The sequence below is a fragment of the Brevibacillus sp. HB2.2 genome (assembly GCF_013284275.1).
In the GTDB taxonomy this organism is placed as follows: Bacteria; Bacillota; Bacilli; order Brevibacillales; family Brevibacillaceae; genus Brevibacillus; species Brevibacillus brevis_D.
This window is the reverse complement of sequence record NZ_JABSUV010000018.1, coordinates 65,048-81,633: the sequence shown is the minus strand read 5'-3', so window position 1 is coordinate 81,633 and position 16,586 is coordinate 65,048. Positions and strand designations below refer to the sequence as shown.

The 16,586-nt window shown below is 46.4% G+C and carries 4 protein-coding genes; all 4 read right to left on the bottom strand.

Annotation, left to right across the window (positions count from 1 at the left end):
* Window positions 1-20 precede the first annotated feature (20 nt).
* The 4 genes from HP401_RS14835 to HP401_RS14820 all read right to left on the bottom strand — a co-directional run bounded on the left by HP401_RS14835 (window position 21) and on the right by HP401_RS14820 (window position 16,584).
* Window positions 21-1,337, bottom strand: a complete 1,317-nt coding sequence (locus HP401_RS14835; RefSeq protein ID WP_173605535.1) for a condensation domain-containing protein — start codon at window positions 1,335-1,337, stop codon at window positions 21-23.
* 66 nt (window positions 1,338-1,403) lie between these two features.
* Entirely contained in the window at window positions 1,404-3,221 is a 1,818-nt protein-coding gene (asnB, locus tag HP401_RS14830; RefSeq protein ID WP_173605534.1) for an asparagine synthase (glutamine-hydrolyzing), read from the bottom strand.
* Window positions 3,222-3,247: 26 nt separating this feature from the next.
* Complete coding sequence (locus HP401_RS14825) at window positions 3,248-9,256, bottom strand: non-ribosomal peptide synthetase (RefSeq protein WP_173605533.1); 6,009 nt, start codon at window positions 9,254-9,256, stop codon at window positions 3,248-3,250.
* A 32-nt stretch (window positions 9,257-9,288) separates the two neighbouring features.
* Window positions 9,289-16,584, bottom strand: a complete 7,296-nt coding sequence (locus HP401_RS14820) for a beta-ketoacyl synthase N-terminal-like domain-containing protein (RefSeq protein WP_173605532.1) — start codon at window positions 16,582-16,584, stop codon at window positions 9,289-9,291.
* Window positions 16,585-16,586: the final 2 nt, after the last annotated feature.

The window sequence follows — 16,586 nt, the reverse complement described above, 5'->3', positions numbered from 1 at the left end:
TAGGGAATTGCTGCAAACTGCTACACTCGGTAGGACTTGATTTCCTCTATCATGGTATCTAGGAGTTTTTCTATTAACCCACGATCTGTATTCGATTCAAAGAAGGAAATAGTGAGGGTTATGCAATCTTGATACGTACTGACTCCAAGCATCAGTCCTGGTGCGTAATAGGCTGGCGAGACGATATACGCCCCTGCGACTTTCACATCATTGAATATTATTTGACTCGTACTAATAATACCAAAATTTGATAATATTGGTGTACTTTTCCTATCCACTACAATTTGTTTTCTTACATCCTGAATGATCTTCAAGGTGTGATCGAACTCGAAATTTTCCACAAAGGCAAACGTGTTTACTGCATCATGCAAAATCTCTATATTATCGCGTTGATTCTTCATGAATTCGGCCACTTCTTTTACCTTATCTGCAAATGTCCCTGTTGCTTGATTCATAGTAGCGTGAACAACGCCAGACAAGTTGTAAATCGCGTCTGCCTTGCCTTTGGGTAAGAATTTCCTTACATTAACTGTCACCATGACTTTTATTTGCTCAGCCGGAACATTCTCCATCCGTTGATATAAAGCTCGCATGTAGGCCGCCAATATCACATCATTTACCGTAAACCCTTTTTGTTTAAATCCTTGTACCAGCTCCAGCCACTCTTCGCGTGGTATTCTGCGTATGGCTTGTTTCCTTTTAGCTGGTTCTCCAGGCGTAAACGGAAGTGTTGGTCCCTGGGGTTCTGGAGCTTCCGGCATCCCACCATCTGGGATACCCATCTCCTTGAACAAACGGCTCTGATCCCTGCCCTCAGGGTTTGATTCGGGAACGTAGCGAGGGTTTTTGGCAAGCTCACTATATAGCGATGCTAACAAGTGAACATACTCGATCAACCCTGCACCATCACTGCATAGATGATTCATTTTGATGCAAATGATATCTTTGGTCGAGGTACGCAGAATGCGAATTTTGACCATCGCATCAGCATCGATGTCTATTGGGCTCGACAGCCACTCCTGTAAGGCTTTCTCTACGGAATCGGATTCACTAAGAAGTTGTAAGGAACACCAACCGCTTGACGCCAAATCGCTGCGTCGCTCCCAATAGGGGCGGACTGGATCTTTTATAAAACGGCAACCAATGATCGGTTCTGCAATGGTGCTTGCCTCCATCGCTTGAAGCAATCGCTGTTGATTCGCCTGTCCGTCCATTTCCAGCACCATTTGTAGCTGGCAATCGGAAAGATAGCTGACCATGTAATTAAACCTGTCACTCCCGTTTGCAGGCAGTCGTTGCGGGATTGCCATATTTTGATTTACCTCACTGACATTCATTTCTTTCACACCCCTTCAACTAAAAAACATCCTGACTGTCCTTTTTATCAGCAGATTCTTGGGCTTCTATCGAATGGAAATCTTGTATTCCTCTAACCACATATTGATTTGGACGAGGTATTCGATCAGTTTGGTTGATTGAGCGAGATTCATAGGGGCTTTACCATCCAGTACAAATTGGATCACAGACTTATTAATCAAGGGTAATAAAGGCGAATTGGGATTCGCCAGAATTTGCTTCATATGGTCCAAAATCGCATGGTAATACTCTGGATGATAGGTCATCGGATATGCGCTTTTGTTGCGGTACAATACTTCCTGCGGCAAATAGCCTTTGAACGCCCTCCGAAGCAAGCCTTTTTCGATTTGATCAATATTTTTTACTTTCCATGGGACATTCCATAAATATTCAACCAAGCGGTAATCACAATAGGGAACACGTACTTCAAACCCCGTATACATGCTCATTCGATCCTTGCGATCCAATAGCAGCGGGAGAAAGCGAGTGATAAAAAGGTACGACATTTTGCGCTGTTGAGCTTCCAGAGCTGTCTCCCCTTCCAAAGGGTGCACCTCTGCAATTCCTTCCTCATACCGCCTGCGAAGGTATTCTTGTGGGCGAATCTTCTCGATGGCTTCTTCATTTAAAAAGGAACTCCACCCGTCATGCTCCATCCAAGGGAATTTGCCTGAATTCAAGAATTTCTCCTTTTGAAACCAAGGGTACCCGTTAAACACTTCGTCTGCCGATTCACCTGATAGCGAGACGGTCGCTTTTTTCTTCATTTCCCGGCAGAACAAATAGAGCGAGGTATCTGTCTCCCCTAATCCCGGGAGATCGCGTGCTCGCAACGACATATGAAAATGAGTGATCAGATCTTGAGCGTTGAAGGTAATCTCTTGATGTCTCGTTTGTACATGCTCTGAGACTGATTTCGCCCATGGCGCATCCAAGCTAATGTGCAGCAAGCCTTCTTCAAAATGCTGATCATTGTCAACAAAATCTACCGAATAGGTTTGCAACGTCTGCCCTTTTTTACGAAGCTCTTCAGCGGCTAAAGCGACCAGGCCACTAGAGTCCAAACCGCCAGACAGCATACTAACCAATGGCAGGTCAGAGATTAACTGACGCTTTACCGTGTCTTGTAACAGGGCGCGTATCCTTTCTGTCGTTGTATCCAAATCATCGGTATGCACCTTGCTCTCGAGTTTCCAGTATGGCCTTGTCCTGATTTGATCCTTTGTGACTGTTACACAATGTCCAGCTCGAACTTCATTTACATTGCGGAAAATGCCAAATCCAGGCGTTCTCGCCGGACCGAGTCCGATAATATCTGCTAACCCATCCGCTTCAACTTCAGGCTTCACTTTTGGATGGGCGAGCAAGGCTTTCAGTTCAGAGCCAAACAAGAACGAGCTCCCTCGTTGACAATAAAACAATGGTTTTACACCCAAGTGGTCACGTGCTAAAAACAAGCGATGATTTTTTTCGTCCCAAATGGCGAATGCAAAAATTCCATTGAGATGACGGACACATTCCTCTCTCCATTCCAAAAAAGCGTGCAGTAATACTTCCGTGTCAGAATTGGTTTGAAAGGAGTGTCCGAGCAGCTCTAACTGGCGGCGCAGTTCCAAATAATTGTAGATTTCGCCATTAAACGATAAGGCACATGTCTGATCTCCTTTTCGGTAGATCATGGGCTGCTTGCCACCTTCTGGGTCGATCACGATCAGGCGCCGATGCGCAATCGCTGCCCGTGGAGACAACCAATACCCCTCTTCGTCTGGCCCGCGATGCTGGATCGCTTGAGCCATTTTCTGCAAAATAGCGTGCTGGGATGACAAATCGTCATCCCAATCAAGCCATCCCACAATTCCACACATAGTAACCTCTCCTCTTGTTCGCAAATTTAGTGTTGGGGATGATGCGTTATCGCACGGACAAGCTCGCTTACCTTTTGCTCTGGGTTCGCTACCAATCCTTCTAAAAGAGCATTCAAGTGCTGCAGCATACTGCTAATTTCCTGATCGTTGAAGAAGCGACGATAGTAGTTGATATGCAAGACTAGCACTTGTTCATAGAAAAGGATCTCGACTCGTAATGGATGCTCTGTCTGCGCGATCGAATCATAGATGGTAGCACCGAGGACATCATTAAATCCTCTAAACACGGATGAGAAATCTGGGAGCTGTTCGCTTACCAGATAGCTGTCAAACAAAAGCCGATCCCGTGGAATATCGCACCACTCGTATATTTTTTTCAACGGCGTGTATTCATATTGACTCGTCTCTACTACCTTGGACTGCATGTTTTGGAGCCAGGACAAGAACCTCATGTTTTGCTCAATGCTCACGCGAATGGGCAGAATATTGAAGAAAAGCCCGACAGAATGCTCGACCTCCATCATCGCTATGCTACGACCAGAGAAGATCGTACCAAATACAACGTCTTCCTTGCCGCTGTAATGGTGGAGCAGCAATGCCCAAGCTCCTTGTACCAATGTATATGGCGTCAGATGATACTTCTTGGACAAGGATAACAACTCCGAGGAGACTTCTGGCGATACGATGAACCTTTCTTGAGAATAAGGAGGCTCGTCGGCAGAAAGATTCTTCCTGCTCGCTTGTGCCCATTCAAGTGTGGAGCTGGTCATTCCTTTCAGATTTTTCTTCCAAAACAGCTCGGCATCCGTTAAGTCCTGCTGTTTTTGTAGCGCAACATAATCCCGATACGGATATACAGGCACAATAGCAATCGCCTTCCCTTGGGAAAACGCTTGATAATATTCGAATAGTCTTTTCACGATCAACGTATAGCTCCAGCCGTCCTGCAACATCAGGTTGAAGACATAAATAAAGTAGTAGGCATCCTCTCCAACTTGAAGCAGAGCCAAATGCGCATGTGGTGCTTGGCCCATCTCGAATCCTAGTTGTCTTAGCTTTTGAATATAGGATTGCAATTGTTCCTGTTGATTTTCTTCCGGAATGCTGCGCCAATCTTCCTGTTTGATGTGGATATCTACTTTCTCATGCACGATCTGCATCGGTTCGTCCAGCTCTTCCCAGATAAATGAGGTGCGCAAGGCAGGGAATTGTTGGATAAGATGCTGCCATGCCTGCTCAAATGCAGCTACGTGGAAAAGACCACCCTCGATGCGAAAAGCATGATGAACCACATTTAAACCGGGCTCTGGATGATGTTTGTATCGATAGAGCATATTCTCTTGCATGATCGTCAGCGGATATACATCCTCCATATATGGGTTGTCTGCTTTTATCCGATCCAGCTGATGTTTATCAAGCGTGGGTAACTCTACTGTTGCCGTTCGTTTCGCACTTTGGGTGGTAGCCGCACCTGCAACCTCTGCCAGTTCAGCTATCGTCTGGAATTGGAAAATTTGCTGTGGAGTCAATTCCAAACCGTGTTGTTTTGCTCTCGCAACCACTCGAATGGTATGAATGGAGTCGCCACCCAATCCGAAGAAGCTATTATGTATGCCAACCTTGTCCAAGCCCAATATTTCAGCCCAAACATCGGCAAGAATTTTTTCCGTCTCCGTCGTCGGTGGTACAAAATCTCCCTCCATCTCTGGCACTTCCATAATCGGCGTAGGAAGTGCTCTGCGATCCAATTTCCCATTCATGTTCACTGGCATTTCCTTGATAAACTCAAAGATGGACGGAACCATGTAATCTGGCAGCTTATCCCGTAAATAACTGCGCAGCTCTGGAATGAACTGGCGAGCAACTCTGTCTGTCAAAGGATCGTTCGCATATGATTCGATCGGCTGGTAGTTCTTCACTGGACGATGCCACGGGGTGACCACTGTGTTACGCTGTCTTTTTTCTAGTAAATGCTCAGGTCGGAGCACAGCTTCATAGCTGCCATCCTTTCTATCCCCCATCCAAGCGATATCTACGCTGTATCGAAGCTCAGCACCCAACTTCCAAAGCTCCTCAGGGTCTATTCCAATGCCTGGAAGGTTTTGATCTGTTCTTAGCTCTTCCACCGTTTTGACTACATCTTTGCCAGCAAGCAACGACTGGTATCGATTCGCCCTGTCCAACCGTAAATTAGGAATATTCGTAAGACCCAAGATTTGCGGTTTATACTTGGTCATGATTTGGCGAAGTCCATCTATATTTTGGAGTCCCTCTTCATGCCAATCCAGCCAGGAAAAGTCCTCAATCGGCTGCACTTTTTTGCCCAGATGAAGAACCACATCATAGCGATAGCGTGTTAATTCATTATGATGACTTCCGCGCTTCAGCTTGATTTCTACATGGCTGATTTGATGCAACTGCTCTTGAAGCGCATAGAAAAAGGCAGGATCGATAACCAGCTCCTGCTCTTGTCTCATTCGTTTCTGCACGCGGCGCTGCAATTGATCCTTGGTCAACGTCGCCGGTGACTTTTCCATCTCTACCTCAGTGAGGAAGGTTTGCAGTAAAGAAAGATTACGAACATCACCGACAAAAATGGATCCTTTGTCATTCATGGCGTGTATGGCCTTTTTCAGCACATCCAACAGATAGTCCGCATCCGGGAAATATTGCACAACAGAGTTGAGCACGATCACATCGAACTTCTGTCCCTTTAACCCACTAAAATCATCCGCATAGCTCTTACGCAATGTAACATTGGATAAATACTCTCGTTGGTTGATCAGATTCGCAGTAATATAATCCAACGCCATCGACGAAAAATCCGTTCCCCAATATTGTTCACAATGAGGAGCAATTCGAGATAACAACAGCCCTGTACCGCACCCGATTTCAAGTACCTTTTTCGGTTGCAATGCTAGGATACGATCCACCGTCGAATTGACCCATTCGCGCATTTCTTCCGCTAAAAGAGGCTCACCCGTATAGCTACTGTTCCAGCTGGTGATGTTGAAATCGGCCTCATATTTATTTTCATCATCATAGGCTTTATCAAAGACATCCTGCCATTCTGATACCTGTTCTGCAGGAAGAGCTTCTTCTGTTGCCTTTTTCAGTTTTTCCTTGGACTGTGAATCTGGCACGATATAAGATACCAACTGCTTATGCCCTGGTCTCTGCTCGGATTCATGGACGATCACAGCCGATTTTTGTACACGTGGATGTTCATCTAATACAGCTTCAATCTCACCCAACTCGATACGGAACCCTCTGAGTTTGACCATAAAATCAATTCGGCCTAAATACTCGATTGTTCCATCCGGCATGTAACGCGCCAAGTCCCCTGTTTTATAAAGGCGTGCCCCTTCTTTTTTGCTGAACGGATCAGGGATGAATTTCTCTTCTGTCAGCTCAGGTCGGTTATAGTATCCGCGAGCCAGTTGCACACCACCGATGTGCAGCTCTCCAGAGACACCTACGGGCACAGGCTTTAGGTGCTCGTCTAACAGATAGATTTGGGTGTTTGCCACAGGACGTCCAATCGGCACGGATCTTAGCTTGCTTCCTTTTTGACATGCCCAGTATGTGACATCAATCGCCGCTTCGGTAGGACCATACAGGTTGTGCAATTCCGCATCGAGACACTCGAAAAAGCGCTCCTGCGTTGAAAAAGATAAGGCTTCCCCACTGCAAATGACGCGTCGAAGCGTATCGCAGCCACTAATTTCCGTCTCCTCCAGGAATACTTGAAGCATCGAAGGAACAAAGTGCATGGTGGTGATTTTCTCTTTTTTGATCAGGCGTGCCAGATAGGTCGTATCCTTGTGTCCTTCTGGACGAGCTACTACCATGCAGGCGCCTGTCATTAACGGCCAGAAAAATTCCCATACCGACACATCAAAGCTGAAAGGCGTCTTTTGCATCACCCGATCGGTTTCATTCAGTTGATATTGTTCCTGCATCCATAAAAGTCTGTTGACGATACCGCGATGGGCATTCATCGCCCCTTTTGGCTTACCAGTAGAGCCTGAGGTGTAGATCATGTACGCCAAATTGTCGCTGTTGACTCCGCTTGCAGGCGCCACATGGCTCTCCATGCCGATTGTCTCCCAATCTGAATCGAGGCAAATGAGTTGTCCACTGTATTCAGGCAGCGTGTTTTTCAGCGCCTCCGCAGTCAAGAGAAAAGAAGGATTCGCATCCGTGATCATAAAGGCCACCCGATCTTGCGGATAGCTCGGATCTAGGGGAACGTAGGCTCCACCTGCTTTGAGGATACCTAATAGCCCAATGACCATTTCCAAGGAGCGCTCCATATAAATGCCCACAAGCGTTTCCGCTCTTACCCCCTGTTTACGGAGAAAATTCGCCAGTTGATTCGCTCGTTGATCCAATTCACGGTAAGTGAGTTGCGCCTCTTCAAAAATAACGGCTGGCGCATCTGGTGTTTTGACAGCCTGCGCTTCGATTATTTCATGAAGACACATATTTTGCTCTGGGTAGTACGTCTTCGTATCGTTCCATTCAACTAACAGCTTTTGCTCTTCAGCAGCGGTCAAAATCGGCAAATCAGCAATCGGCTGGTTTGGATTCGCGACAATACCTGCCAGCACGATTGTAAAGCTTTCTAGCAGACGACTGATTGTCGATTCATTAAAAATATCAGAATTGAACTCAACGTCGAGGTCAAGGATATCCCCTTTTTCTACAACCTGAATCCAGAGGTCAAACTTGGATGTGTTGTTACGGAACTCTTCAAATTTGACCAAGGAAAAGCCTAATGCAGACATGTCCGATTTTTTCGGCATAGGAAAGTTCTGCAACACAAAGCAGACTTCGAATAATGGATTTTGACTCATATTACGCTCAGGCTGCAATTCATCCACCAATCGTTCAAACGGTACGTCCTGATGCCTGTATGCGCTGTTCGCTGTTTCTCTCACACGTGACAACAGCTCTCTAAAGCTTTGATTGCCGGAAACATCCGTTTTGAGAACCAACGTATTTACAAAAAAGCCGACCAAATTTTCTATTTCCACTCGGTTACGGTTTGCTACGGGCACTCCCACCCGGATATCATTTTGCCCGCTGTAACGGTGCAGCAATATTTTTAACGCAGTGATCATGACCATATACAGCGTGGCATTTTCCTGCTCGCTCAGCGCTTTTATGGCATGGGAAAGGGAAGATGGAATTTGTAGCTTTAGGCTCCCTCCTTGAAACGTTTGGATGGGAGGTCTTGTACGGTCTACTGGCAGCTCTAACACGCTGCTTTCTTTTCCAAGAGTGTCTCTCCAGTAAGAGAGCTGTTTCTCCAGCACTTCTCCTTGAAGCCACTCCCGCTGCCAGCTTGAAAAATCGGCATACTGGATCGAAAGCTCAGGCAACGGGGAGGGCTTGCCCGCCAGATAGGCCTGATAAAGCAGAACCATTTCTCTGAAGAAAACCCCAACTGACCAACCGTCAATGATGATATGGTGAACGTTTAAAAGTAGGATATTCAAATCCTCGCCAAGTTTGAATAACGTAACACGCAACAGGGGTCCCTTGGTTAAATCGAAAACATACAAGCTTTCCTCTTTCGCGAGTCGGCGAAACTCATCCTCCCTCTTTGCCTCGGGATGTCCTGTAAGATCGACGATGGGAAAAGGAATTTGCAAAGCAGGAGCAATTAGCTGGTACGGCTCTCCGTTTGCGACTTGAAAGGTGGTTCGCAGGGCCTCATGACGCTTCACGATCTCATTCACGCACCGCTCCATGATGTTTGGGTGAAGCTCACCCGATAGATGGAAGGCGGCCACCACATTATAAGCAGGACTGTTTGGTACCAACTGGTCTAAAAACCATAGTCTTTGCTGGGCAAAAGAGAGGGGCACGAAGCCCTCTCTTGAACGCCGCGGAATCCCCGTCTTTTTCGTCTCCAGTTTTGAGCCTTTCAGCTTCTCCAGCAAGGCCAGTTTCTTCTCAGAAAGCTTCGATCTGCTCTCTGCAAGTATCTCATCTCTTGATTTCGCGGATTCCTTATCGTTGATCATCGGATTGCTCTCCTTCCCACATGTTGAATTCATCAACTTAATAGCTCCAAAATCGCCTCTTCTGGAAGTTCATCAATAACAGCAATTAGTTCCTCTTCAATCAGTTCTGCCATTCCTGCAACGGTTGGCGCCGAAAAGAGGTTGTCTAGATTCAAATCAACCGGGAAGCTATTTTTCAATCTGGAAATAATCTGGGTGGCCATGATCGAATCGCCGCCCAGGTCTTGGAAGTTTTTGTGGATATCAACCTTCTTCACGCCAAGTACCTCTTCCCAAGCTGCAGCAATTTTTCTCACGAGTTCGTTACGTGGTGTGTCGTCTTCGTCAGCCTGAACACGAGTTACCTCGGTTGGTTGGACTATATCTTCTGCTCGATGCCCCTGTTTATCTGCTGTCAGTTCCGTGGTGGCGGCTGCTTCTTGATGGGTTTGGTTGCGTACGACAACTTTGGGTAAACGGTATCGCTCCTTGGCAAATGGGTAGCTTGGCAGACCTGATAGACGGCTCACCATTCCTTTTGGATAGACAGCTTCCCACTCTATTTCGTTCCCATGAACCCATAGCTCTGCCAGTTTTTTGATCTTTTTGTTCAGAGCGAGATTGCGGATAAAATCTCTTCCCTCTTCTGTATCACCGATCTTGATGCCGCCCGTTTTGTTTCTTTCTCCGATAAACAGATCAGCCGTTTTTTCTCCATTCCCTTGTATGAATTGCTCTAACTGTGCAATGAGCTGTTCTTTACTGTGTACCACGACCGCTACTCGATGAGACATGGGTTCTCTTGCAGTCTGATAGGTGTACAGGAAATCTGCCAGGTTCACATCAGGGTGCTTCTCTACAAATGCCTTGGTTTGCTTGGCATAGTTCACTAATTGCTCACGTGATTCAGCTGACAGCACAAAGACTCCCGTCGCGATCTCTTGACCCTCATCAGGAGTAGCTCCTCTTATGTTTCTTCTATCAAACTCTTCGATCACAAGATGGGCATTGGTGCCGCTGAAGCCAAAAGAGCTGACCGCAGCCAATCGAGAGCCTTTGGAATTGGTCTGCCAATCCTGCAGCTTGGTATTCACATAAACAGGGCTGTTTTCAAAATCAATGTGTTCATTCTCTTTGACAAAATGGATCGAAGGAGCCATCTTCCTGTTTTTCATGCTGAGTAAAACCTTAATGACACTCAACACCCCAGCCGCCGCTGTGGTATGCCCGATATTGGCTTTCAAAGAACCAATTGCGCAGAATCGTTTCTTCGGCGTGAATTGGCGGAATGATTCACTCAGCGCATGAATCTCTACAGGGTCCCCTAATTTTGTCGCGGTTCCGTGCGCCTCGATATATTGAATGTCTTCCACTTCAATCTGTTTTTTCGCGTAAATGGATTTTTGCAGGTCGCTTTGCGCTTGGAAACTAGGCACGGTAATGCCCAATGTCCGTCCATCCTGATTGGTTCCACTGCCGCGGATAACACCATAGATGCTGTCGTTATCCCGTACTGCATCTTGCAATCTTTTTAAAATCACAACACCAACCCCATCCCCAACGACAATGCCATTTGCACCATTGTCAAACGGGCGGCACTCCCCTGTAGGAGATAGCATCCTTGCGTTACTCATCGAAATAAACGGAGCAGGATGGGAATAAATCGTAATTCCTCCTGCGATAGCAAGATTGACCTCTTCCGTCTTCAGCTTTTGGCAAGCAATATCGATCGCAACCAATGAGGATGAGCAAGCGGTGTTCACAGCTAAAGCTGGTCCTTTCAGGTCAAGGAAATAAGCGATACGCGAGGCGAGTATACTCGTATCTGATCCGAGCATGCCAAAATGAGAGAAATCTTGTTCTACCGTCATTCCCGCCATAGCGCCAATGATCGTTCCAACAGGTTGTCCCCTCAGCATGGACGGGGTGTAACCTGCGTCCTCTAATGCTTTATAGCTCTCTTGTAAAAGGATGCGCTGCGTGACATCCATCGATTGGGCTTCGGTCGGAGAAATTTTGAAAAAAGCTGGATCAAAATATTCAATATCCTCCATCGCCCCGTATTTGATCGGCATATCGACGAGTGCATTTTCTTTGAAAAAGGCACGCCAGTCTGGATTGGTCACTTCTTTGATGCAATCTCTGCCCTCACTGACGAGCTCCCAGAATTCATCTTGCCCCCGAGCACCTGCTGTGCGGCAGGAAATCCCAATGATCGCAATATCATCGGAGGCTGTTCTAGGTGGATCGTAGGCAATATTTCGCGATGGGACTCTCTCTGTATACGTTGGCTTCGCTTCAAGACTATCAGACGCTTCTGCCTGCGCTGGTTGTCGCTCTGGTAGCTGAGTCGCGATGTAGCTCGCCAATGCTTCTAGCGAATTATGCTCAAAAACGATGCTCGTTGGTAGTTTTAAATGAAACTTGCTATTGATAGCTTCGGATAGTTGAACGGCATTGAGCGATCCAATGCCCAAGTCCTTTAGGGTTTCCACTTCTTCCAGCTCTTCTTGTCTCAAGCCTAAAACGGTAGAAAAGACCTCTATCAGGCTCGCTTTGATTTTTGTTCGATCTGGAATGGACTGATCTGACGACAAATCGCGTTTTTGTGCAGAATATTCAGATGATATTGGTTGATTTTGAGCATCCGACACGTTTGGTTTATTTGAATGGAGTTGGCTCGGCTCGTCTTGCTGCAAATGGCTAGCAATATAGCTTGCCAATGCATCTAGCGTATTATGTTCAAACACAACGCTGGTCGGTAGTTTCAAATTGAATTTGCTGTTAATCATTTCGGATAAGGCAACGGCGTTAAGAGAGCCAATTCCCATATCCTTTAAGGTCTCTACTTCTTCCAGTTCTTCCGGTTGAAGACCTAAAACGGCAGCAAAAGCCTCAACCAAGGATTCCTTGATGGTTTCCCGCTTCCAATGAGAGCTGTGGTCATACTGATTTGGATTCGGCAGAGTTCTCGCTTGCTGTTTCTTCGGATACGGAATATAACCGCTGTTTATCATTTCCGCTAACGCTTCTGGATAAGGTCTTTTCTTCGATAGTTTGCTGGCATTCCATTCACAACGCTTCGTGTAGGTAAGATGCGGAGCCTTTTTTAGCTTAAACAAGCAATAGCTGATCCACCCTCGTTCGAGAGAGATGGATTGATTCACCGTATTGATATACAAATCTTGTACAGCTTTAGGCAGATGCTTGATGTATTGTTCCACATCGGGATCATGTAAGGCGTTAGCAATCTGCGGCGATACGTCAATGATTTCATCGATCACCAACTGATGCTCCGCTAAAAGCTCAATCCATTCTTGTACGGTGGGAATGCTGACTTCGACGTTCTGGTCTACGATTGGTCCTCGCGTATTGGCTATGTAATCGATCAACAGAACGGTTCCTTCTTCGTTCAGAGAAGCGGAGATATTTTGAAATAGTCCGTGTTTATTTCGAATATGGAAGCTCACTTCAATCCCGACGATCATGTCGTAGAGATCGGGAAAGGCATCCTTAGAGCTGTCTTTATTGAAAATTTTCGCACGAGCCCCTAGATTTTTCTGCGCGATTCGTTGATTGCCTAGCTCAGCTTGCGCCTTCGTAATCGTAAATCCATGCGTTTTGATATGCGGATAGAGCTCTGCTATTTGAATCACATCTGTCCCGTGACCGCATCCGAAGTCCAGCACTTTTTGCACACGAGAGAAATTTTCTTTACAAAAAAGCACCTGGCGCATCTCTACTTGCTTCTCTCTTACCATTTCTCTTTCCAACGGATATTTTTCCGGGTTCAAAATGACACGGCTCATTGAAAAGCCTGGAATCTTCCTTTCAAATGGACATACGGTCAAGTAATCCTCCGAAAACTCCGCTTCGCTGCTATTAGCGCTATATGTGTAAATTTCAACCGCTTTGTTTTCGAATTCTGGATGAGCGGATCTCATGCTCGTCTCCCTCCTAGTGCGATTCGTTTGATTGCGTTCTATCCAGCACGTTCTCCTCTTAAATGGATAGGTTGGGAGCTTAGCTACTCTGGATAACTCCTTCCCTTCATGCAGCTTCTGCCAAGGGATAGGATTGCCGAGAACCCATAATTTTGCCAGTTCCCTTATCTCTCCCGGTTTGACTGCCTGAGCAACTCGGTCTGGCATCATTTCTTTGTTTTCCTTGAGATCGCCAAAAAAGCAATGTTCCGTCTCTTCTTGATGTTCCAACCAGCGTTCCAGTTGCTCTAAAAGCTCTGTCTGATTATTGATGATGACAGCCAAACGGCAAGGCATTTCTTCTCTTCCGATTTGCAGGGTGTAGGCTGTATTCGCTATATCCAACTGCTGGTTCTTTTGCAGATAACCAATCCAGCAATGAATATATGCTTGCAATCTTTCTTTATTCTTCGCCGAAAAGACAAACAGCTCTGGTTCTGACTCGTTTACTCTCCTCGAAGATGGATTGTGGTTGTATTCCTCCACGATAAGATGGGCATTCACTCCACCACCGCCAAAGCTGGTAATACCTGCTCGTCGGGGGACTGTCTGCCCATCTACGGTGACCTGCTTCCATTCCGATACCTCTCGCTGCAATTGAAAGGGAAGTTGATCAAATGGAATATTCGGATTCAATTCGTCAGGAATCAGGGTTGGAACCAGCGTCTGATGCTGTAAGGACAAAATCACTTTCATTAGCTGCGACATGCCGGAAGCCGATTCACAATGCCCGATATTCGGTTTGACCGAACCGAGTCGATAGTCCCCTTCTGCTCCTTGACGGTTGTGAAAAGCTTTCGTCACCGCTGTCATCTCGACGGCATCAACGATGTCTGATCCATAGGCGGAAGCTTCTAGGTAACTAATGGATCGAGGGTCCAGTCCACTTTCTTTCAACGCTTCTTCCATCACATCTGCAATGGGGAGGGGACTTGGTGTCATGTAGCTATTGGCTTTGCCCTTATGGTTGACAGCGGTACCGCGTATCACGGCATAAATATGATCCCGATCATGTACAGCCTGATCGTAATCCTTGAGAACAACTGCCCCTACTCCCTCGCCTGGCACAAAACCAATTCCGCCGTTCCCAAAGGCAGCACTGTCAGAAGTATGGGAGATGAGCTGCCCCACAGTCAGACCGAAGTAGGTAAGCGGATGTGTGTACAAATTCACTCCACCAGCAATCGCCATACTTCCCTTCCCGTTTCGGATGTATTCACATGCTTCATGAATCGCTACAAAAGCTGAGGAGCACATCGTATCGATCGGCATACTCGGACCCTGTAAGTTTAGATAGTACGAAACCCGATTGACCATCGACGAATACGAGGTTGTCGGAAAGTGATGAGTGGTTTCCGTACTATACAAATGAAAGCCTTGTTTCGTAATGCCACCAAAAACCCCTGTTCGCTTGCGGAGCTCCGTAGACATCTTGGATGAAGCATAGCCTGCATCTTCTAACGCCTTCCAGCACTCTTCTAAATACAGGCGCTCTTGAGGGTCTATATTTTCTGCTTCTCGCGGAGTCATCTGAAAGAATAGCGGATCAAACTGATCAAATTCCTCTAAGAACGCCCCCCACTTGCTATAGCTTTTTCCTTGGGAAATGGCTTCCTCTCGATTTGGATGATAATACGCTGTCCAATCCCAACGCTTTTCTGGAATTTCAGAGATAGACTTTTTCGCATGCAGTAAGTTCTCCCAAAACTCGTCCAAGTTGTTCGCTTGAGCAAAACGCCCACTCATGCCAATAATCGCTATTTTACCGGAGGATGCAGGTTCGTTCGTCGTCCTTTGCGAATGGACAGATGATGCAAATGCTCTCGTTTTTCTTGTGTCTCGTTTCCCTTCAGCTTTCGGCAATGGGGCAAACTCAACATGATCTTCTGTTCGATTTGGCTCCTGCGTCTGCCCGTGATCATCCAATCCTGTGAGCAAAATCAGCGCTTCTCTTTGTGTCTCTAGTAAATGCTCGACTAAATCATCTACTGTCTGATATTCAAAAAACAGAGTACCGCTTATGGTTTCGCCGAAAATTTTCCGAAATTGATTGATCAGTTGTACAGATAAAATGGAATCCATACCATATGCCTCTAAGGGCTCGGAAGAATCCATCTTGTTACTGGGCATTTTCAGTGTTTCAGCGATCTGCTGTTTGATGTATTCCGTACTTTTTTCTCGTAGGACATCGTCGATTGCCTTTCCGTTAGGAGCGGAGGGTGTATTCAACCTCTTTGCTTTTGGTTGTTCCGTATTTACGCTCGTCTTCGGTTTAGGCGGTTGTTTTATTTGCTGCTGACGGATCACGCCGTCGCTTTCGGTCACAATAATCTGCTGCCCCATCGCGTGCGCCTCTTCTGTTGGGAAAAAGACTGACTGAAATCCTTCTTCCTCCAATACTCTCTGCCACGTTGCCGAAGATAACCCAGGGCAGCCTGAAAGGCGCAGCTCTGGGTCTTCGTACAGCCACCATCCCTCCAGCAAGCCAAAGGTAAGATGGAGGAAGATGGAGTTTTTACTCATTTCATTTAGGAAAAGCAAGCCGTTCTTCTTTAGAACGGCTTTCGCGTTACGCACGGTTTGGCGAATATTTTTGGTGGCGTGCAAGACATTTGCTGCAATGACAACATCATATCCGCCCAAATCAATTCCTTGTCCCATCACTGGCTCTTCTACGTTAAAAATCTGATAGGTCAAATAAGGATTGCTTGGGCCATACTCTTTTTCTGCATGCATGAAAAAGGCTTTGGAGAGGTCTGTGTAGCAATATTCCTGGATATGCGCTTCATACGCCTTTAGTTTTTGGAAAACGACGGCACTCGTTCCTCCCGTACCTGCACCAATCTCGAGAATGCGAATTCGGGCCGCAGAATGCTGGCTCAGCCGTTCCTCTACAAAAGCAACCACTGTATCCGCAAGTACTTCATTGAAGTAGTCGGAAACGGTGTTATTTTTGTATACCTTCTCGACTAATTCCATCGATGAATGGGGAAAGATGACCTCTGTGGCCCTCACTTTTCCGGTGAGAATTTGCGGTAAAGCACGCAAGGTTGCCTCGACTAGCTTGACTTGCGCGTTCGTATCCGGATTTTTTAGCCAGACTTCTTTTTCTTCCTCCCATTCCTGCCAGACAGCCGTACTGGAAATGGGAGCAGGATCGATCACGGTAGACGTAGCTCTATCGTAAACGAGATAATCATTCCGGGCCAAAACAGAAGCCGTTTCTTCGAGCCACATGTCATATATGTCAAGCAGACCGCTTTTTCTTTTGAGATCGCTGAGCGCTTGATTCTTTTCCGTAAAGCAGCCAAGCGACTGCATTTGACCCCACAGTAACTTTAAGAGAAGCTTGTCCATTTTGTTCATTC